Origin of the sequence: Alistipes sp. CAG:29 (assembly GCF_000435435.1) — a bacterium.
Classification (GTDB): Bacteria; Bacteroidota; Bacteroidia; order Bacteroidales; family Rikenellaceae; genus Alistipes; species Alistipes onderdonkii.
The window spans coordinates 17,766-37,619 of sequence record NZ_FR893389.1 but is presented as its reverse complement, the minus strand read 5'-3'; the positions used below and the strand labels follow the sequence as shown (position 1 = coordinate 37,619).

Annotated in this window: 16 protein-coding genes and 1 tRNA gene; 9 read left to right on the top strand and 8 right to left on the bottom strand. The window is 56.3% G+C overall.

Annotated features, from left to right (window positions below; all coding sequences use genetic code 11):
• The first annotated feature begins 26 nt into the window (after positions 1-26).
• The 5 genes from QVP03_RS00325 to QVP03_RS00305 are packed head-to-tail and all read left to right on the top strand — an operon-like array spanning position 27 to position 2,084.
• Entirely contained in the window at positions 27-581 is a 555-nt protein-coding gene (locus QVP03_RS00325; RefSeq protein ID WP_022331713.1) for a phage holin family protein, read from the top strand.
• A 24-nt stretch (positions 582-605) separates the two neighbouring features.
• Complete coding sequence (locus tag QVP03_RS00320; RefSeq protein ID WP_022331712.1) at positions 606-818, top strand: hypothetical protein; 213 nt, start codon at positions 606-608, stop codon at positions 816-818.
• 14 nt (positions 819-832) lie between these two features.
• Positions 833-1,333, top strand: a complete 501-nt coding sequence (locus QVP03_RS00315; protein ID WP_022331711.1) for a glycoside hydrolase family 73 protein — start codon at positions 833-835, stop codon at positions 1,331-1,333.
• Positions 1,330-1,944: a DUF6549 family protein gene (locus QVP03_RS00310; protein WP_022331710.1), complete on the top strand. Its 615-nt coding sequence runs from the start codon at positions 1,330-1,332 to the stop codon at positions 1,942-1,944. Before QVP03_RS00315 ends, QVP03_RS00310 begins: the two co-directional genes overlap by 4 nt.
• Entirely contained in the window at positions 1,941-2,084 is a 144-nt protein-coding gene (locus tag QVP03_RS00305; protein ID WP_022331709.1) for a hypothetical protein, read from the top strand. The genes QVP03_RS00310 and QVP03_RS00305 overlap by 4 nt, the downstream gene beginning before the upstream one ends.
• Here QVP03_RS00305 and QVP03_RS00300 read toward each other — a convergent pair.
• From QVP03_RS00300 to QVP03_RS00290, 3 genes are all read right to left on the bottom strand, one after another.
• Positions 2,081-3,133: a leucine-rich repeat domain-containing protein gene (locus QVP03_RS00300; RefSeq protein ID WP_022331708.1), complete on the bottom strand. Its 1,053-nt coding sequence runs from the start codon at positions 3,131-3,133 to the stop codon at positions 2,081-2,083. The genes QVP03_RS00305 and QVP03_RS00300 overlap by 4 nt on opposite strands.
• Positions 3,134-3,433: 300 nt before the next feature.
• Positions 3,434-4,753, bottom strand: coding sequence for a tyrosine-type recombinase/integrase (locus QVP03_RS00295; RefSeq protein WP_022331707.1), 1,320 nt, complete (start codon positions 4,751-4,753; stop codon positions 3,434-3,436).
• 119 nt (positions 4,754-4,872) lie between these two features.
• Positions 4,873-4,946, bottom strand: a tRNA-Met gene (locus QVP03_RS00290).
• 132 nt (positions 4,947-5,078) lie between these two features.
• Between QVP03_RS00290 and QVP03_RS00285 the strand changes: the two genes are divergently transcribed.
• Complete coding sequence (locus QVP03_RS00285; protein ID WP_256166095.1) at positions 5,079-5,759, top strand: potassium channel family protein; 681 nt, start codon at positions 5,079-5,081, stop codon at positions 5,757-5,759.
• 121 nt (positions 5,760-5,880) lie between these two features.
• On the opposite strand, the gene mscL is transcribed toward QVP03_RS00285, so the two are convergent.
• From mscL to QVP03_RS00270, 3 genes are all read right to left on the bottom strand, one after another.
• A complete protein-coding gene (gene mscL / locus QVP03_RS00280; RefSeq protein WP_022331705.1) occupies positions 5,881-6,366 on the bottom strand; it encodes a large conductance mechanosensitive channel protein MscL in 486 nt (161 codons plus the stop codon).
• Between the two features lie 119 nt (positions 6,367-6,485).
• Positions 6,486-8,339, bottom strand: coding sequence for a biotin/lipoyl-containing protein (locus QVP03_RS00275; RefSeq protein WP_022331704.1), 1,854 nt, complete (start codon positions 8,337-8,339; stop codon positions 6,486-6,488).
• Positions 8,340-8,504: 165 nt separating this feature from the next.
• On the bottom strand, positions 8,505-9,557 hold the full coding sequence (locus QVP03_RS00270; RefSeq protein ID WP_022331703.1) for an AI-2E family transporter: 1,053 nt from the start codon (positions 9,555-9,557) through the stop codon (positions 8,505-8,507).
• A 488-nt stretch (positions 9,558-10,045) separates the two neighbouring features.
• On the opposite strand from QVP03_RS00270, the gene QVP03_RS00265 reads away from it, so the two are divergent.
• Both QVP03_RS00265 and QVP03_RS00260 read left to right on the top strand, forming a co-directional pair.
• On the top strand, positions 10,046-12,757 hold the full coding sequence (locus QVP03_RS00265) for a TonB-dependent receptor (protein ID WP_022331702.1): 2,712 nt from the start codon (positions 10,046-10,048) through the stop codon (positions 12,755-12,757).
• Between the two features lie 14 nt (positions 12,758-12,771).
• Complete coding sequence (locus QVP03_RS00260) at positions 12,772-15,453, top strand: hypothetical protein (protein WP_022331701.1); 2,682 nt, start codon at positions 12,772-12,774, stop codon at positions 15,451-15,453.
• A 194-nt stretch (positions 15,454-15,647) separates the two neighbouring features.
• On the opposite strand, the gene QVP03_RS00255 is transcribed toward QVP03_RS00260, so the two are convergent.
• Positions 15,648-16,244 carry an HAD family hydrolase gene (locus tag QVP03_RS00255; RefSeq protein ID WP_022331700.1) on the bottom strand — a complete coding sequence of 199 codons (597 nt, stop codon included), beginning with the start codon at positions 16,242-16,244 and terminating at the stop codon, positions 15,648-15,650.
• Between the two features lie 69 nt (positions 16,245-16,313).
• Here QVP03_RS00255 and QVP03_RS00250 point away from each other — a divergent pair, with 69 nt between their 5' ends.
• On the top strand, positions 16,314-17,357 hold the full coding sequence (locus tag QVP03_RS00250) for a DUF2776 family protein (RefSeq protein WP_022331699.1): 1,044 nt from the start codon (positions 16,314-16,316) through the stop codon (positions 17,355-17,357).
• 72 nt (positions 17,358-17,429) lie between these two features.
• On the opposite strand, the gene QVP03_RS00245 is transcribed toward QVP03_RS00250, so the two are convergent.
• Entirely contained in the window at positions 17,430-19,646 is a 2,217-nt protein-coding gene (locus QVP03_RS00245; protein ID WP_022331698.1) for a sodium-translocating pyrophosphatase, read from the bottom strand.
• Positions 19,647-19,854: the final 208 nt, after the last annotated feature.

Genomic DNA, 19,854 nt, shown 5'->3' with positions numbered 1-19,854 from the left:
TTTAATTAACTAATTACAAATATACAATGATAGATCATATTTTCGCGGCGATACGTCCGCAGCTCATCATCCTCACGATCGTTTACCTGCTCGTACTGTTCGTGATTTTCCTCGACCTGTGGGCGGGTATCCGCAAAGCCCGCAAACGCGGGGAGCTGCGATCATCGCTCGGCTACCGCAAGACCGTCGAGAAGATCGCCAAGTATTTCAATCTGATTTTCGTGGTGACGGCAATCGACGCCGTGCAAATGCTCACCGTGTGGCAGATCAACGAGCAGACCGGGAGCCGCCTGCCGCTGATTCCGATTCTGACGGTATTGGGGGCCATGTTCATCGGCTTCATCGAGCTGAAGAGCGTATATGAGAAGTCCGAGGATAAGGAAAAGGCCAAGATCGCGGATGCGGCGGCCGCGCTGGGATCGGCGTTGAAGAACCGGGAGACGCAGGGCATCGTGGCCGCGGTGCTGGAGTACATGGAGAGAGCAGGCCGGCAGGCCGGCAACCCCCGCGGCCCGGCCAGAGACGAGCAAGCCCCCGGCCCCGAATTCATGCCGAACCCGGATATTTACGACGAGGAGTAAAAACCACTCAAACACCAAACTACCATGAAAGCAAATTACACCCTTGAGAAAGTGGAAACAGAAGACGGTTTTGCAGCCACTTATCTCCTGATGTGCGACGGCTATCAGGTCGGCTCGGCAATCAATATCCCGGATATTGTAAAAGGAGCGAAAATTATCCCGGCAGCTGGTGGCCGCGAGGCGCTCGTGATCAATGTAAAAGGACGAATAGGAAGACCGCGGCATATAAAATTATAAAGGCGACCAAGATCATGACACCGAAAGAATTTAAGAAAACCTACTGGCCGGACATCGCGGCCTCATGCGAGGAAACCGGGCTGAACCCGCTCTTCGTGGCCGCGCAGGCCGCGCTCGAAACCGGCTGGGGAAAGTCCGCCATCGGCAACAACCTATTCGGCATAACAGCCTCGAAGAAGTGGCGCGGGGCGGTGAAATACGTGCGGACATTCGAGTACTTCGACGACGACAAGCAGGGCCACCGATTCCCCAAAATACATTCCATTACGCGGATGCCGGACGGGCGCTACAAATATGTCGTAGACCGGGCCTTCCGCGATTATCCCTCTGTCCGGGACTGCCTGACCGACCACTCCCGCATATTGCTGACCGAACGCTATGCCCCTGCCCGCCCGTACAAGGATGACGTGTACCAGTTCGCCTACCGGGTTGCGGCCTGCGGATACTGCACGGCAAAGCCGGCGGATTATGCGGGGCTGATTCTCAAGATATCCAAAACGCTCGAAAAGGCATGAAAAAGTACCTATTCCTCGCGCTGCTGATCGTGGGCGGCCTACTGTGGTTGCAGACCGCACGGCTCCGCTCGGAGAAGCGCGAGCGCCGTCGGTTGGAGTCGAACCAGACCGCGCTGATGTCCGATGTCGAAATCTACCGGACAAAGGCAGGCAAGGCTGCCGCGTCGAACATGGTGCTGAATCTCCGCGTCTCGGAGCTGGAGCGACTCCGGGCGGCAGATGCCGAGAGCATCCGCGATCTCGGCATTAAACTCAAGCGGGTCGAATCGACGGCCAAGACCGCGACGGCGACCGTCGTAAAACTGCGGGCAAAACTCCGGGACACAGCCGTCGTCCGGGAGACCCCGGCCGGGGCGGTCATTATTGACTCGATGCAGACATTTCGCTGGCGCGATCCGTGGGTGACGGTCGAGGGGTTGATCGAGCGCGACTCGGTCGCATGCCGCGTCGAGAGCACCGACACGCTCCGGCAGGTCGTACACCGGGTACCGCGGCGCTTCCTCTTCATCCGCTGGGGAACCAAAGCGATACGGCAGGAGGTCGTGTCGTCGAACCCGCATACACGGATCGTCTACACCGATTATATCGAACTTAAAAAACGAAACCGATGAAAAAATTTCTGAAAACAGCATGGGCGGTACTGCTCTACTTGTGGCAGCTCCCGCAGAACCTGCTCGGCCTTGCGTACTTGGCATTCTGTTTCGACCGCGTGAAGATCAAAATATATAGCACAGGGCATACATTGAGTTAGATATGTCTTTTAATTTCATGCATTAACTTAATAAATATCCGATCTTGATCTGTTTTACTCATATCTTCAAGCACATTTTCAGGCGAATTTATGGCCTGAAATTGTGAAATATCAGAATCCGTAAACATACATGGTGCAACAAGCAATGGCATTATTGTCGTACCTTGCTTTTCTGCTTTTTCTAGTAATTGAGGAATTTCTTTTCTCATTACAAATTCCGATGCAAGAAAGTCTGTAGATACAAGAAGAATAGCTAAAGTTGCGCTATTTAAATTTTGTTCTATCTCTTTTACCCAAACGCGACCAGCCTTAATTTTTGTGTCATCCCAATAGTCTACGTCAATGTTTAAATTAGATAATACCTTTAGATGCGTTTTCAAACGCTCAAGCCATATCTTATCAACGTGGCAATAACTAATAAATATTTTCACAGGTTTCTTTGTGGTATTATTAATTTCTATGAGGCGAGGTTTGATTAACGGAGTTATATGTTGTGTAAGAATATCTCTATCCGATTGTAGATGATAATCGTGGGGATATACATTTTTTAGTTCTGGCAAGTTTTGCAGTATGGAATTGACTGATTTGTTTGATAAAAGTTTATTGCCTCCAATCCAAAGAAACTGTAAGGAAGTTAGTCTCTCAATCCAATTTACATTAGAGATATAATTATTTGTTAAATTAAGCTTTGTAAGGCTATTAGGTAATAATTCTAAATTCGCATCTGTGATTTTATTGTTTGGTGCAATGAAAATTTTTAATTTTGATAAATTTGCTATTTGCTTGGGTAAGGTTTTGATTGCATTATTAGAAATGATAAGAGTTCGTAAATTCGGTAGTTTGAAAATAGCAGCATGAAGTTGTGTTAATTTATTATATGATAAATCTAAAGTTCTTAAATTTTTTAAAGCTGTAATTTTGGAGCTGATCTTCGTAATTTTATTGTTGGATAAATTTAATTTCCGAAGATTGCCATGTAAAAACACATTTTCCGGAATTTCATGCAAATTCGAGTTGGCTAATTTTATTGATGTGATTTTTTTTGTCATATTAATGTTTTTTTGTTATTTTTGTCATTGCTCGGACTATGGTGGGTAGCGAGGATAAATAATGATATGTGAGATTTTTCTGAAAACTTATAAATAAAAAGGGTTCTAAAAATCTTCATTTCAGCTTAGGCATCCACACAGAATTACATTAATGTAAGTATTTTTAAAGGAGAGAGTTCTTGACATATGTAATCAAGAACTCTCATTTTTTTGCAAAGTACTAATTGTCGCATTAGAATGGCAGGTGTTATAGGATATTTCAATTAAATTTTTCTTATAAAAGTAAGAAATATTTGTATTTTACACCAAAAATAAATAATTAATTATTTTCCTATTAGCAACATCCACTTTTTTCTGATTGCGATTGATATAGATATTTGTCACCCGGTTACCGGATGAATGCCCCAAAGCGAGGGAAATCGTTTCATCAGGTACATCAAGTTCTGCGGCCATCGTCGCCCAAGTATGACGCGCCCAGTAGGTAGAGAGCTTTGGAAACAGTAGAGTGCGGTTCTTCTTGCCCCCGCGCCCCTTGCGCTCCACAGTACCGATGTTGTGTAGATTGTTATTCATACGATGTACGAAATCTTTGTAGTTCTTGTACGTGTCGAGAACATCGAGCAGATTTTTTGTCCCTCTATATTTATTGATGATAGCCAACGCTTCGGGTTCTACCTTGACAGAAAGCAGCCGTCCTGTCTTCGATCTCCGGTACTCTATCCGGCCATTATGGATACCGGTCAGGTTGAACAGGTCGATAGTGTTTATCCCGACCAAGTAGAAGATCAATAAAAATAGATCCCGATACTTTTCTTGATGCGGCTCACAAGGGTAATCCCGCAGCGTACGGAGTTCTTCGACCGTAAGCGACCTCTTGGCCGTTTCCTCATGCTTGATCTTAAATCGGCGAAAAGGATAGAGTGTAGTCAATTCTTCGTCGATCGCCGCATTTACTACGGCCCGAATATTTCGGAAATGAATTGCTATACCATTGGTCTTGAGTTGGCGAACCCCCTCGATGGCTTTTCCTTTGCTGTCGAGATGTTGGGTTTTCAGGTAGCGTTCAAACCGATTGAGCCAATCGAGTGTGATATCCTCAAAATTCCAATCATCGGTTCGACCTGATGCTTCGGCAAATCGGTTGATCTTGGATAAAGTATGACGATATGTATTCGCCGTGTTTTCCCGATCTTTCCGATCAATGAATTGCACAAAGAATCTGTTGAATGTCATTGCATCTGGGTCTTTGTATTCATTGCCGTCGAGAATAGCCTGTACACGGGCACGGATTTCCGAGGTTTTGAGTCGCAGACCGACCGAAAGCTGCACGGTCAGTAATGCCTCTTCCACATGGGTACGGCCAGCACGCAGAATCCGATTCATCTTATCGCGCTGGGGAGCTTTGACAATTTCGTATCCGTCCCACCATTCCGACGGAATAGATAGCCCGGTTTTAATGTTGAAATTACGACTGCCGGGAAGATTTACCCGATAGTAGAGTTGGTTTTTGCCTGATGCGCTCTTATAGCGCATGTCATAATAAATACTAACGGTAGCCATGGTGTAAAATAGGTTTAAATTTTTCACGCATTTTTGCACTTCCCCGCACCAAAATGTCATCTAAACGCATCATTTTGTCGCGTTATTTGGGGAAACTACGGTAGTATGAACGGGTATATACAAACAAAAGGTCTAAAAAGAGTTTCATAATAAACTCGTTTTAAACCTTTTACATTTCGTAGCGGGTCCGAGACTTGAACTCGGGACCTCATGATTATGAATCATGCGCTCTAACCAGCTGAGCTAACCCGCCATTGCATCAAAGCGAGTGCAAAGGTAATAGAATTTTTTATTCATGCAAAATCTTTCGGCAAAAAATCACCGGAAAATTCAGACTCCGGGGCTTTGGCACCGATTTTGCCCGCCTGTGGGCAAACAGAATGACATGCCGCTGACAGACACATCACGCAACGAAATCGCCAATTCCCTGAGCATACTCAAAGTAATTGCCGGCGTAGTCCTGCTCGCCGCGGTCTCGTGGGAAATCATCGGCGGAGACCACACCCGTTTTTCGCAGAGCTACCTGACCGTGCAGCTGGTGGTCTGCATCCTTTTCCTGTGCGATTTTTTCGTACGCTGGGCGGCGGCCGAACGTAAAGGACGCTTCTTCGGGCGGAACATTCTGTTCTTCCTGATCTCGATCCCCTACCTGAACATCCTGGCCTGGAGCGGTGCAGACCTCCCCCGCTACTGGGCCATGCTGATCGGGGTGATGCCGCTCATGCGGGCGTTCCTGGCGCTCTACGTGGTCGTGCGATGGCTCGTGGACAACAAGATCCGCCGGCTATTCACGGCCTACATCTTCACGGTCGTGGTTTTCACCTATATCTCGGCACTGGTCTTCTACGACTACGAAATATTCGTCAATGACAAACTCCACGGTTTCGGAAACGCCCTGTGGTGGGCCTGGATGAACGTCACGACCGTCGGAGCCGAGATATTCGCCGTCACGGCCATCGGCAAGGTCATCACCATCCTGCTGCCTACGCTGGGAATGATGATGTTCCCGATCTTCACCACTTATATATTACAGGAGTATACGCACAAAAAGGAGTCCGACCAATAAGACCGCCGGGCCGGGCAGCGGGTTCCCCTCCCTTGCCACAATCCCATGGGCACGGCCGGCACGCGCAAATACAAGCGGGCTGCCTGCCAAATGCAGACAGCCCGCTGTACGTATCGGGTAATTATTTCTTCTGCTCCCTGAGCAGGTCGCGGATCTCCGTCAGCAGCAACTCCTCCTTCGTGGGTGCGGGTTCGGGAGCGGGTGCCGGAGCTGCCTCCTCCTTTTTCCGCATCAGGCGGTTCATCAGTTTGACCATCAGGAAGACGCAGAACGCCAGGATCGTGAAGTCGATGCACTGCTGGATGAAGGCGCCGTAATTCCAGTAAACGGGCTCGGCAGCCGCCTTTGCAGCGGCTTCGCCGCCGCCCGTCACGACGTCGCCGACGGCATGCACGGCACTCGAAGTCATGTCCCGGAACTTCGAAATATCGAGCCGCAGCTGCGAAAAATCGGTATTGCCGATCAGCGCCCCGATCGGCGGCATCAGGATGTCGTTCACCAACGACGAGACGATTTTGCCGAATGCACCGCCGATGATTACACCGACGGCCATGTCCATCACATTCCCCTTGAGGGCGAACTCCTTGAATTCTTTTAGAAATGCCATAAGTCTGAGGTTTAATTATTTGATGGTACAAATATACTGTTTTTCAGGAAAACCGCACGAAAAAGGGCAACCGACATACAGCCGGCTGCCCATTCTTCGGACGAATGTGCCGGAGGGGATCATCCGATCTCGGCCAGTACGGCGTCGGTCGCCACGTTCTCGCCGGGCTGCACCAGCACCTGCTTCACCGTGCCGGCGTAATCGGTCGTCACGGAATTCTCCATTTTCATGGCCTCCAGGACTGCGATCTCGTCGCCGGCCTTGACCGTATCGCCCACTTTGACCTTGAGTTCGATGATGCGGCCGGGCAGCGGCGCCGTCACGGCATTGCCCGTGATGACGATCTTCTTCACCTCCTCGACTTTCTTCTCCTCGGCCTTGGGCTCGGCGGGTTTGGCCGCGGCGTAAGCCTTGACCTTCATGTCCGTGAGGAATGTCTTGGCGACCATCGGGAACAGCTCGAGCAGCAGCACTTCTTTCCCGTTGGCGGCGAGCTTCACACCTCCGGCCTCGGGCAGCTCGGGGTTGGGCTGCATCTGGTATTTCGACGTATCGTAGGGCGTCTCCTCACGCACGCCGCAGATCTTGAAGCGGAATTCGGGGTCGATCTTCACGGGCGTGTGTCCGTACTCGCCCTTGACCAGGCCGACGAACTGCGAGCTCTTGTTGGTGTACATCGGACGCCCGGCCTTCTCGTCGAGGGCGCAGTTGACGGCCTGCGCACCGACGATCTGCGAGGTCGGGGTCACCAGCGGCGGCAGGCCTGCGGCCAGGCGCACCGAGGGGATCAGCTCCATGGCGCGCGGCAGGATGTCCTCGGCCTTGAGCTGCTTGAGCTGGGCGACCATGTTCGAGTACATGCCGCCGGGTATCTCGGCCTTTTGCACCAGTTCGTTGGGAGCCGGAAACCCGAAATAGGCCTCGATCTTGCGGCAGGCGTCGATCGTAGCGTCCTCATCGTCGGCCTTGGCGGCCGCGATAGCCTTGTCGAACAGGGCGTCGATCTCGGCGGGCAGCTTGTCGGTCAGCGGGTTGAACGCCTTGGGCTCGGGTTTGTCCGCGCCGAATACCGACTGGTTGAGCTCCTTGCGGATCTCGCGCAGCTGGGTGTTGATCTTGGCCACGGCCTCCATGTTCACACCGGTATCAACGCCGAGCTTCTTGCAGAAGACGTGTACCAGCTCGATGGCCGGGGCACCCGTGCCTTCGGCGAAATACCAGCAGTTGGTATCGACGATGTCGACGCCGGCCACGATGGCCGCGAGCACCGAAGCCAGGCCGTAGCCGGGGGTACAGTGGGTATGGAAATCGACCGGAATCGAGATGTTCTTCTTGAACAGCTTGACCAGCGTGGCGACACGGCGCGGCGGGATCAGGCCCGACATGTCCTTGATGGTAATCATGTCGGCGCCCAGTGCGGCCATCTGTTTTGCCTTATCGAGGAAATAGGCATCCGTGAAGACGGGCTGCGGCTGTTTCTTGCCCATCAGGCGCTGCATGAAGGAGGGTTCGGGATATTTCGGGTCGACCGTATAACATACGGCGCAGTCGGCGATGCCGCCGTACTGCTTGACGTATTTGATCGTCGATTTCACGTTGTCCACGTCGTTCAGGGCATCGAAGATACGCATGATGCCCAGCCCGCTTTCGATCGCGTTGCGGCAGAAGCCGTCGATCACGTCGTCGGGGTAAGGCGCATAGCCGAACAGGTTACGGCCGCGCGAAAGCGCCGTGAGCTTCGACACCTTGCCCACAGCCTTGTAGATCGTCTCCAGGCGCGTCCACGGGTTCTCGTTGAGATAACGCATCACCGAGTCGGGTACGGCACCGCCCCAGACCTCCATCGCATAGAAATTTGCATCCTTGTAGAAGGGCAGGCAACGGTCTACCTGTGCCTGCGACATGCGCGTCGCAAACGAGGACTGCTGTCCGTCGCGCAACGTAAGGTCTCTGATTTTGAGATTTCTCGCCATTGTGATATTTTTGATTAAGGGTTCTTGTTGCCGCTTTTACTGTTATTCCAATAACAAAGATAATAAACAATTTGAAATTCCAACCATTTTACAGGGATTTTTCACAAAAAACACCGGAAACGGTTACTTTTCGTAAAAGCGCCCCGCCCGGAAGCGCCCGGCGGGCTATGCCTGAATATCCTGCTCGGGGACGAACAACTGCTTGTACGACGTCCCGTCGAGGTACTTCTTCTTGAAGATATTGACGCAGAAGACGAACATCTCCAGCATCAGCGGCCCGAAAATCACGCCCATGAACCCGAAGAGCGACAGCCCGATGAAAACGCCGAAGATCGTCACCAGCGGATGCGTATCGGCCATCTTCTTCTGCATGATGAACCGCACGACGTTGTCCACGTGCGTCACGACCAGCCCGCCGTAGAGGAGCAGCCCGATGGCCGGCCCCCAGTCGCCCGTCAGCGCCATGTAACCCGCAAGCGGCAGCCATATGAGCGCCGTCCCGAAGATGGGGATGATCGTTGCGAAACAGGTCAGCACGCCCCAGAACAGCGGGCTCGGGGCGTTGAAGACCAGGTAGCCCACGAACGCCACGACGCCCTGCACGACGGCCAGCAGGGGGATGCCGATGGCATTCGAACGGACGATCATGTGCACCTCGCGCATGACGCTGCTGCCCACGTCCCGGTTGAAAGGCAGTATCTCGCGGCAGTAGCCTTCCATGCGCAGGCCGCCGATGAGCATGAAATAGAGCACGAACAGCAGCACGATGATGTTGATGCCGAAATCCATGATGCTGCCCAGCACCCACTGCCCCAGCCGGGGGATCACGCCCACGAGCGACGTGATGTTCTTCTCCTGCCAGAGGTTGTATCCCGTCTTGTCGTGGATCAGCGCAGCGATGTGCTTGAGCGGCTCGACGACCGACTCGGGCGCGAGGGCGATGTCCTGCACCTGGTTGACGACCATCCAGACGATCAGGCTGATTGGCACCAGGAAACACAGCACCGCCTCGCCCAGCAGCAGCGACGCGGCCAGGCTGCGCCGCCATTTGCGGCAGGCCGTGAGGTAATGCATCTGCCGCCGGAGCAGCACGTAGATCGTCATGGCACCCAGCACCCCGCCCAAAAACGGGGTCAGCTCGATGAAGATCGTGACCCCCAGTCCGAGGATCAACACGAAAAGCGAATAACGCCAGTATAGTTCCTTGAAAGCCTGCATGCGAGTCAGCTGCACAAGGAACGTGCCGCACGTGCAAGGCAGTGCCCGTCAACAGGTTGAAAAATATTTGAACAAAATTTGCGGTGTTCTGTTGCGGCTGTGAAATATTTGGTTTAAATTTGTATAAGCAAATTATGGACGGCTTTATGGAAATAACGGTTTCCACCGGCACCCTGCATCACCGATACGGTGCGGGAGAAGGTATGCAAACCGGATATCGGCTATCGCCGGGCACGGCCGGCGATACGCAACGACGAGGGGTATCTCACACGCGGAGTATCCCTCGCAACTTTATACAAACCCCAGTATTTTATGTATCACAAAGCCTTCCCGAAAGGTTGCCGGGGGTTAAAATCCTGTGAAATTCCAACCATCCCGCCGGCGGAAGCGGAGAAATCCCCGATATTAGTGCCGCGGATCGCGACACCCAGAAATGAAGAAACCGAAATATCCATTACACTCTTTTATTTACTAATCCATTAAAAAGTATGAGAAAACATTTACAACATTTCCTCATGACGGCCGCCCTGATTCTGTTCGGAGTGTCCGCCGCTGTCGCGCAATCGGCAGTTACGGGTAAAATCGTAGATGAGACCGGCGCACCGCTGATCGGTGCCTCTGTGACCGTACCCGGCACATCGCAGGGTGTCAGCACCGACGTCGACGGCAACTTCACGCTGAAGACCGATGCCAAGGAGATCGAGATCAGCTACGTGGGCTACGTCCCGACCAAAAAACCCGTCACGGGCCCGAACGCACGCCTGGGCATCATCCAGATGGAGCCCGACGCCGTGGCATTGCAGGATGTCATCGTCATGCAGTCGGTGGCCGTGCAGCGCAAAACCCCGGTAGCCGTATCGACGGTCAACGCCGAGGAGATCAGCTACAAACTCGGCGGACAGGAGTTCCCCGAAATCCTGAAATCGACGCCGGGCGTCTACGTGACCAAGGACGGCGGCGGCTTCGGCGACTCGAAGATCAACATGCGCGGTTTCCAGGCGGCCAACGTGGCCGTGATGGTCAACGGCGTCCCCGTGAACGATATGGAGTGGGGCGGCGTATACTGGTCGAACTGGGCCGGCCTCTCGGACGTGACGCGCAGCATGCAGACCCAGCGCGGCCTGGGCGCCTCGAAAATCTCGTCTCCCTCGGTCGGCGGTTCGGTCAACATCGTGACCAACGGCATCGAGGCCAAGCAGGGCGGCACGTTCTCGTTCGGCGTAGGTAACGATGGCCTTTACAGCCTTTCGTTCAGCCTCTCGACGGGCCTCACGAAGAGCGGCTGGGCACTGTCGGTACTCGGCGCGAAGCGCTGGGGCGACGGTTACATCCAGGGAACCAACTTCGAAGGCTACAACTGGTTCGTCAACATCTCGAAGCGCATCAACGACCGCCACCAGTTGTCGCTGACCGCCTTCGGCGCCCCGCAGAAGCACGCGCAGCGCCATGCCCTCGACGACGGACTGAAGATCGAGGAGTGGCAGAAAGCCAAGAACTTCATGGGCGAAAAGGACATGTACCGCTACAACGCCGAGTACGGTTTCGACAAGAACGGCAGGCAGCGCTACTCGCACTTCAACGAATACCACAAGCCCCAGATCTCGCTGAACCACCAGTGGCAGATCGACTACAAGTCGTCGCTCTCGACGGCGCTCTACATGTCGATCGGACGCGGCAGCGGCTACTCGGGCCAGGGCCGCACCTCGGCAGACCGCAACATGTGGAAGGGTACCAACTACGGCGTGCTGAACACCACCTTCCGTAACCCCGACGGCACGTTCGCCTACGACAAGATCCAGGAGATGAACGCCGCCAGTCCCGACGGTTCGCGCATGATCATGTCGAAGAGCAACAACAACCACATGTGGTACGGGCTGCTCTCGACCTATACCAACCAAATCTCCAAGTCGCTCGAACTGTCGGCCGGTATCGACGTGCGCTACTACATCGGCGAGCACAACAACGAGATCATCGACCTCTACGACGGTAAGTACTACATCGACGACGACAGCCGCAAGAACGTCAAGGCCGAGCAGAACGCCGCCGCAGCCGATCCCAACTGGAAATACCAGAAATTACAGGTCGGCGACAAGGTTTACCGCGACTACGACGGCCACGTACACCAGGAAGGCGTATTCGCCCAGCTGGAGTGGACGAAGAAAAACCTCAACGCCTTCGTATCGGGTTCGGTTTCCAACACCGGCTACTGGCGCTACGACCGCTTCTACTACGACGCCGCACACGCCGAGTCCGAGCACGTGAACTTCATCGGTTACACGGTCAAGGGAGGCGCCAACTACAACATCAACGAGAAACACAACGTGTTCGCCAACCTGGGCTACATCAGCCGCGCCCCGTTCTTCTCGGGCGGCGCGTTCCTGCAGAGCACCACGAGTAACGCCAAGAACCCCGACCCGCTGAACGAAAAGGTCTTCTCGGCCGAGGTAGGCTACGGGTTCCGCTCGGGCATCCTTTCGGTCAACCTGAACGGTTACTACACGCTCTGGATGGACAAGTCGGTCGTACGTTCCAGCTCGATGGCCAACGGCGACTACGCCCGCGTGAACCTCTCGGGTGTGGACGCACGCCACATGGGCCTCGAACTGGACTTCGTACTGCGCCCCAACCGCTGGCTGGACGTGACTGGTATGCTTTCGCTGGGCGACTGGCAGTGGGACAGCGACTCGAAGGGCTACATCTACGACACGCAGGGGCAGCCCCTGACCAAGGCTTTGGACGGCACGGTCGCCTCGGGCATCATGGCTGAAGACCACGCATGGCTGAACCTGAAGCAGAAAGGCATCAAGGTCGGCGGTTCGGCACAGACCACCGGAGCCCTCGGCGTCACGGTACGCCCGATGAAGGGCCTGCGCGTCAGCGCCGACTGGAACGCCTACGGCAACAACTACGCCGACTTCTACATCGGTTCGCAGACCAGCCTGAGCGGTAACTCGACCGTCGACGTGAAAGACCCGTGGAAAATTCCGTGGGGACACCAGCTCGACCTCTCGGCCAGCTACGCCTTCAAGATCGGCAACGTACGCGCCACGATCTACGGCAACGTGAACAACGTCTACGACTACAACTACATCATGGACGCGCAGTGCGCCGCAGCCGACGAAGGTATCTGGCAGAACGTATATGCCGTAATGTACTCGTTCGGTCGTACCTATACCGTAAGACTGAAAATTAACTTCTAATTACAGCGAACCATATGAACAAGCATATTGTAAAATACCTTCTGGCCCTTGCGACGATAGCATTCGTGGGGGGGGGTTGTAATGTCGACGATTACAACGAGGAGTATCTGGACGGGTTCAACCCCGACAAGGAGATCACCGACGTCCAGGTGCTGAAATACACGATGACCGACGCCGACTACGCCAGCGTCGCGTCGAACGCCGCCAACAAGGCGATCGCCGAAGCCGCAGGGCCCGATGCAGTGGCAGCCCTGGCCGCCGTAGGCACTGCAAAATGTTTCTCCGAAGCCGCTTCCGCCACGACGTACCTGCCCGCATTCCTGGCTGCAGGTTACGATAGCTACCTCTCGAACGGCTCGACTGTCACCGTTACCTATAAGAACCAGCGCGGCGAGATATCCGAGGCCATCACCGGCATCGCTTCCGCCTCGACCTACGAGCTCAAGGCCGCCGACTACGAGGTAGCCTGGGGCGAGGAGATCACGGCCGACTACTTTACACCCGGTAAGCCGGCAGCCAACTACCTGCCGCGCATCCTCAAGGAGGCCGTCAAGAACGCCGAGGCCGGCGACTACGTCATCGCCGAATACGCCTACTCCGAACAGGAGCCTTCGACCGGAGGCGGCGAAATCCCCGAGACCATCAACAAGATCAGCGAAATCATTGCCCCCGGCGACTATACCGTGCAGGGCACCGTTTCGGCTGCCTATGCCCGCGGCTTTATCGTCGACGACACCACGGGGGCTATTCTGGTATATCTGAACGCCCCGTCGAACTACTCGCTAGGCGATGTAGTGAAGGTCAAGGGTGCCGTTACGGAATACAACAGCGGCATGCAATTCGGCAACACGGCCGAGATCACGCTCGTGGAGAAAACCAAGAATTTCGCCTTCCCCACGGCACAGGCCATGTCGGGCAGCGAGCTCGACGCCTACCTGACCGCAACGTCGATCAAATTCGTCAGCCTGACGGGTACGCTCTCGATCAGCGGCAACTATTACAACCTCAAGGTGGACGGTGCCGCGACGGCCACCGGCAGCCTCTCCTTCCCCAACAAGGGGCAGATCGACGAGAGCCTGGACGGTAAGAAGGTCACCGCGACCGGTTACCTCTTCTCCGTCAGCAAGAGCGGCGACGCACCCAAATTCGCCAACATGATGGTCGCCACGATCACCGAGGAGGGTTCGCAGCCCGCATTCACGCCCGTGGGCGTCGTCGCATCGGCCGATCCCGGCACGTTCAGCGTGAAGGGACAGATCGCAGCGACCTACAAGCGCGGCTTCCTCATCAACGACGGCACAGGGTCGATCCTCATCTATACCAATGCCGACCCGACCGGAACCTATGCCATCGGCGATCTGGTCAGCGTGGAAGGTACCACTTCGGCTTATGCCGGGCTGAACCAGTACCCCGCGGCATCGACCGTCACCAAACTCAATACCGAGGCCAATAAGTTCACCTACCCCGCGATCCGCGAAATGGACGGTACCGACATGGACGGTTACCTGACGCTGACCACGGCGCAGTACGTGCGTTACACGGGTACGCTGAAAATCGACGGCAACTACTACAACGTCATCAACGACGAAGCGCTGACGGCACAAGGCAGCCTCTCGTATGTCCTGGACGGCGCCGTAGACCCAGCACTCGACGGACAGGAAGTCGTCGTGGAAGGCTATGCGATCGGCGTATCGGGCAGCAAGTTCCTCAATACGATGGTCACTTCTGTCAAGCCGGCAGCCAATGCTTCGGCAGCTTCCTTCGGCATGACCCGCGCCGCGGTGACCAAGAACCGCTATGCGATTTACACCTTCGACGGCACGTCGTGGGCAGCCGCAGAAAACACCACGATGGTCAACCCCGAGGACTACACGCAGATGGGCGCCACCAATCCCAACTTCAGTTCGTCGTTCTCGCAGGACACCTACCTGCCCCTCTACCTGAAGTACAAATATCCCTACGCCCTGGCCGAGGAGAAGATGAACGTGGCATACCACTTCTACGACTCGACGGACAAGGTGACCCTGCTCTTCGCCGACGAGTACACTTACGACGGTGCGGACTGGATCAAGACCGAGGACACAGAGACGCTCGACGGCCCGTTCAAGAAGGTCAGCGGCAAATGGAACTTCGACCCCAGCATGACGCTCGTCGTGGCCCCCGACCGCAGCGCTTACAGCAAGAGCTTCTACCAGGCTTGCGTGGACTGGGTACTCCAGAACAAGGACGCCGCCTATACGACGGATAACCGTAGCGGGAGCCGCCTCACGGATTCGGAATATTACAGCGGTTGCGCGGCAAGCTACACCAACCTGAACTGGCGTATCAACACGCTTCCGAAATACTACTGGAGCGAAGCCGGTGAAGACATATCGGCCTACGACAACTGGGGGTCGGAAGACAAGGATGCCATGCGCGCATCGTACCAGGCATTCTACGACGAAGTAGAGAAGCGTTTCGGCGAGGTAATGTCCGCCGCCCTGGGTACGCTCTACCCCGATGTCAAGATGATTTCCGGCATCGACGTGATCTACACCGTACAGATGATGCTCTACACGCAGCACATCGGCTCGGGCACGGGCAAGGTGACGCACGCATTCGAATTCAAACTCGTCGACACCGGCAAGTTCGAATACGTACGCATGTACGCACTCTCGCCGGAGTATGAACTGATGAAGGATGCCAACTTCGAATAACGGAATCCGATCCAAAGCAAAGGGCCGCTCGCAATGAGCGGCCCTTTTTATTTTTCAATCGTCGGACGGATCGGATCACGGGACAGGGAAAACTGCTGCAAAAGAGGAAGCCGACGATTCGTGCGGGCGGAGCGAACGGCCTGCGGGTACGGCTATACGGACGGAGTACCCGGATATGGTCTTGACGCGCTACCCTACTTTCGGGGCAGCAGCCGACGGCGCAGCAGGTCGCAGGTTGCGGCCGGCGCCGAATGGTCGAACAGCTGCCCGCGGATACCCAGCGCCGCTGCGGCGGCAATATTGGCCGGGCGGTCATCGATAAAGAGCGTCTGCGCAGGATCGAGTCCGTAACGGCCGAGCAGTCGCCGGTAGATTTCCGGCTCGGGTTTCACCACGCCCTCCTCGCAGGAGACCACCTCACCGTCGAAAAGCCCGTAGACGGGGAAACGGCGCAGGAAGTCGATGAACTCGCGCGACATGTTCGAAAGCACATACAACTTGTAGCCGGCGGCCTTCAGGTCGCGGACAAGCTGCTCGGTGGGCTTCACGGGTTCCTGCATGTCGATCGACAGACGCAGGTACTCCTCGCATTTCGCGCGCGGGCAGGCATTGATCCCGGAAAGGATGCCGGTCACCTCGTCGAGCGTCGACACCCCGCGGTCGTAGTCCTCCCAGAAAGCCGGCATGGGCTCCGAACGGATGAAACTGAAAAAGTCGTGGAATTCTTGCGTACACTTGCTTCTGTCGCGGGCAAAAAGCACTCCGCCCAGGTCGAAAACGATATTTTCCATGGGGCAAAGATAGCCATTTTTTCGTTTGGTTCATGATTTGCAGGCTGGCGCATAACAAAAACTCCGATTATGAACTATGGCATAAGCATCCTCTTCCGCGCCATTCCCCTTGCGATGGCAGCCTTCTGTTTCGCTTACGGCGCCTACGTTTTCGCCGCCGGCGACGACCCCTCGCGGCTCACGGCAGGCCCCGTGCTCTTTTTCCTGGGCTCGATCTGCATCGCGCTTTACTGTACCGCCGCCACCATCATCCGCCAGATCATCGGCACCTATACCGCCGCCGCGAAATACCTTTTCCCGGCCATCGGCTATGCGGTCGCCGCCATGACGGTCATCTGCGGGCTTTTCATCATCCAGTCGCACATGACCGGGGCGTTCGTCACGGGGCATGTCGTCTGCGGGCTGGGGTTCATCACAGCGTGCGTCTCGACGGCGGCCACCTCCTCGACGCGGTTCAGCCTGATCCCCAAGAACTCGGGTGACAGCACCTTCTCGGTCAACCCCGCAGGCTTCACCCGCGGGCAGAGTTCGCTGCTGATCTTCATCGTGTCGGCCATAGCCGCCGGGGCATGGGTGTGGTGCATCCTGCTCTTCGCGCTGGGAACGCTCCCGGCGCATATCGTGGCGGGAAGCGTCATGTTCGGCATCGCCTGCGTCTGTACGTCGCTCATCGCGCTGGTGGCCAGCATCGCACGCCAGGCACGGGGCAGCTATACGATGGAAGAACGCCGCCGGTGGATGGGGCTGGTGCTCGCGATGGGCGGCCTGGCCTTCGTGCTGGGGCTGATCCTCCTCTTCACGCTCCGGGGCGAGGCGATCAGCTTCGTGGGCTTCGTGCTCATAGGGCTGGCACTGATCTGCTGGAGCATATCGAGCAAGGTCATCCTGCTGGCAAAGATCTGGCACGCCGATTTCCCGCTGGCCAACCGCATCCCGATCATCCCGGTGCTTACGGCGCTGGCCTGCCTCTTCCTCGCGGCATTCCTCTACGAGGCGGCGCTCTCCGAACCCAAATATTTCGTCCCCGCACGCGTCCTGACGGGTTTCGGAGCCATCTGCTTCACGCTCTACTCCATCGTCTCGATCCTCGAAAGCGGCGCGAGCAAGAAATAGCCCCGCTGCAAGGCCATAAAAAAAGCCACCTTCCCCGGGTGGCTTTTCTTATTGCCTTTATCGTCACATGGGTCAGAACAGGTGGCAAGCCACCGTCAGCCCGGCCATGACGATGGAAACCATCGACATCAGCTTGATAAGGATGTTAAGCGACGGGCCCGAAGTGTCCTTGAACGGGTCGCCGACGGTATCGCCCACCACGGTGGCCTTGTGGCATTCGGAGCCTTTGCCGCCGAAATGCCCCTCCTCGACCATCTTCTTGGCATTGTCCCACGCGCCGCCCGCATTGGCCATGAACACGGCCAGCACGAAACCCGAGCTGAGGCCGCCGACCAGCAGGCCCATCACGCCGGCCACGCCAAACACGAGACCGACGGCTACCGGCACGACGATGGCCAGCAGGCTGGGGAACATCATCTCGCGCTGTGCGCCGCGGGTCGAAATCTCCACGCAGCGGGCATAGTCCGGCGTGCCTTCGCCCGTGAGGATGCCCTTGATCTCGCGGAACTGGCGGCGCACCTCGTTCACCATGCTCTCGGCGGCACGTCCCACGGCGTTCATCGTCAGGCCGCAGAACAGGAACGACATCATGGCGCCGATGAAGATGCCGATCAGCACCGTCGGGTTCATCAGCGTGACCTGGTAATACTCCATGAAATCGAGGATCGAAGCCTTCTCGACCAGCTGCGAGGTGCCGTTGGGCAGGTCAAGCATCGTGATGCCGTTGTGCAGCAACCCGATACGGATCTCCTCGATGTAGGATGCCAGCAGTGCCAGTGCGGTCAGCGCCGCGGATCCGATGGCGAAGCCCTTGCCCGTGGCAGCGGTCGTATTGCCCAGCGCGTCCAGCGCATCGGTGCGCTTGCGCACCTCGGGGCCGAGGCCGCTCATTTCGGCATTGCCGCCCGCATTGTCAGCGATCGGGCCGTAGGCGTCCGTGGCGAGCGTGATGCCCAGCGTCGAGAGCATACCGACGGCGGCGATGCCGATGCCGTAGAGCCCCAGCGACATATTCATCGGAGCCATCATATTCTCCATGTCGAAGCCGATGGCGCACAGATAGGCGAGGATAATCGCGGCACCGATCGTCAGGACGGGGATGGCCGTCGAGATCATGCCCGACCCGACCCCGGCGATGATGACCGTGGCCGGCCCGGTCTGGGCGCTTCCGGCGATCTTCTGCGTCGGTTTATAGGAGTGCGAAGTGTAATATTCGGTAGCCTGCCCGATGATGATACCGGCGACGAGCCCCGTGATGACCGAGCACGACAGCCCGAGCCAGTTCTGGATACCCAGCAGGTAGAGGATGCCGAACGTCGCGCCGGCAATCAGCAGCGAACTGAAATTGACACCCACGCCCAGCGAGCGGAGCAGCTCGCGCATCGAGGCGCCCTCACGGGTTCGCACGAGGAAGATGCCGATGATCGAGAGCACGATCCCCACGGCCGCGATCAGCATCGGCGCCAGCACGGCCTTGAGCTGCATCGCCATGCCGTCGGCCGTGGCGAACGCCGCCGCGCCCAGCGCCGCCGTGGCGAGCACCGAACCGCAATAGCTCTCGTAGAGGTCGGCGCCCATACCGGCCACGTCGCCTACGTTGTCGCCCACGTTGTCGGCGATGGTCGCGGGGTTGCGCGGATCGTCCTCCGGGATCCCCGCCTCGACCTTACCCACCAGGTCGGCACCCACGTCGGCCGCCTTGGTATAGATACCGCCGCCGACACGTGCGAAGAGGGCCTGCGTCGAGGCGCCCATGCCGAAGGTCAGCATCGTCGTGGTGATGACCACGAGTTTCTGCGGCCCCGACACCTCCACGAAGCGTTCGAGGATAATATACCAGAACGAGATGTCCAGCAGCCCGAGCCCCACGACCACGAGCCCCATCACGGCGCCGCTGCGGAAGGCGACCTTCAGGCCGCGGTCGAGCGACTGGCGTGCGGCGTTGGCCGTACGCGCCGAGGCGTAGGTCGCCGTCTTCATGCCGAAATAGCCGGCAAGCCCCGAGAAGAAACCGCCCGTCAGGAAGGCGAAGGGCACCCAGGGGTTCTGTACCCCGGCGCCGTAGGCCAGGTAGGCGAAGAACAGCGCCAGGATGATGAATACGATCAGTACGACCTTGTACTGCTGGCGCAGGTAGGCCATGGCGCCCTTGCGCACGTGCTCGGCGATCTCGCGCATGCGCGGGGTACCTTCGTCCTCGCGCTTCATCCTGCGGTAAAATGCCCAGGCTATGGCCAGGGCAATGACAGCGGCGGCGGGGACGATCCAGAAAATCAATGGAATGTTCATTTCGATAGAATTAAGGTTTTTGGAGTTTGTCGAATCGGTTATTAGTACAAATATAATAATTTATCCCGAAAAGTGTACATTTCCGGACGGGCCGATATGCAACACAAAAAATCCCGGCAGCTCCGCACTCCCCGCCCTGCGGAAACGACAAACGGAAAGGAGCGAAGCCTTCGAAACACTTCGAATCTTCGCCCCTTCCCGTTTATGC

Bases quoted from the DNA above. Each gene is read 5' to 3' on its own strand.
- QVP03_RS00275 (WP_022331704.1), bottom strand. From the start codon at position 8,339: ATGGCGAGAAATCTCAAAATCAGAGACCTTACGTTGCGCGACGGACAG.
- mscL (WP_022331705.1), bottom strand. From the start codon at position 6,366: ATGGCATTTCTAAAAGAATTCAAGGAGTTCGCCCTCAAGGGGAATGTG.
- QVP03_RS00315 (WP_022331711.1), top strand. From the start codon at position 833: ATGACACCGAAAGAATTTAAGAAAACCTACTGGCCGGACATCGCGGCC.
- QVP03_RS00310 (WP_022331710.1), top strand. From the start codon at position 1,330: ATGAAAAAGTACCTATTCCTCGCGCTGCTGATCGTGGGCGGCCTACTG.
- QVP03_RS00295 (WP_022331707.1), bottom strand. From the start codon at position 4,753: ATGACATTTTGGTGCGGGGAAGTGCAAAAATGCGTGAAAAATTTAAAC.
- QVP03_RS00285 (WP_256166095.1), top strand. From the start codon at position 5,079: ATGCCGCTGACAGACACATCACGCAACGAAATCGCCAATTCCCTGAGC.
- QVP03_RS00250 (WP_022331699.1), top strand. From the start codon at position 16,314: ATGAACTATGGCATAAGCATCCTCTTCCGCGCCATTCCCCTTGCGATG.
- QVP03_RS00260 (WP_022331701.1), top strand. From the start codon at position 12,772: ATGAACAAGCATATTGTAAAATACCTTCTGGCCCTTGCGACGATAGCA.
- QVP03_RS00300 (WP_022331708.1), bottom strand. From the start codon at position 3,133: ATGACAAAAAAAATCACATCAATAAAATTAGCCAACTCGAATTTGCAT.
- QVP03_RS00320 (WP_022331712.1), top strand. From the start codon at position 606: ATGAAAGCAAATTACACCCTTGAGAAAGTGGAAACAGAAGACGGTTTT.
- QVP03_RS00270 (WP_022331703.1), bottom strand. From the start codon at position 9,557: ATGCAGGCTTTCAAGGAACTATACTGGCGTTATTCGCTTTTCGTGTTG.
- QVP03_RS00255 (WP_022331700.1), bottom strand. From the start codon at position 16,244: ATGGAAAATATCGTTTTCGACCTGGGCGGAGTGCTTTTTGCCCGCGAC.
- QVP03_RS00305 (WP_022331709.1), top strand. From the start codon at position 1,941: ATGAAAAAATTTCTGAAAACAGCATGGGCGGTACTGCTCTACTTGTGG.
- QVP03_RS00265 (WP_022331702.1), top strand. From the start codon at position 10,046: ATGAGAAAACATTTACAACATTTCCTCATGACGGCCGCCCTGATTCTG.
- QVP03_RS00245 (WP_022331698.1), bottom strand. From the start codon at position 19,646: ATGAACATTCCATTGATTTTCTGGATCGTCCCCGCCGCCGCTGTCATT.
- QVP03_RS00325 (WP_022331713.1), top strand. From the start codon at position 27: ATGATAGATCATATTTTCGCGGCGATACGTCCGCAGCTCATCATCCTC.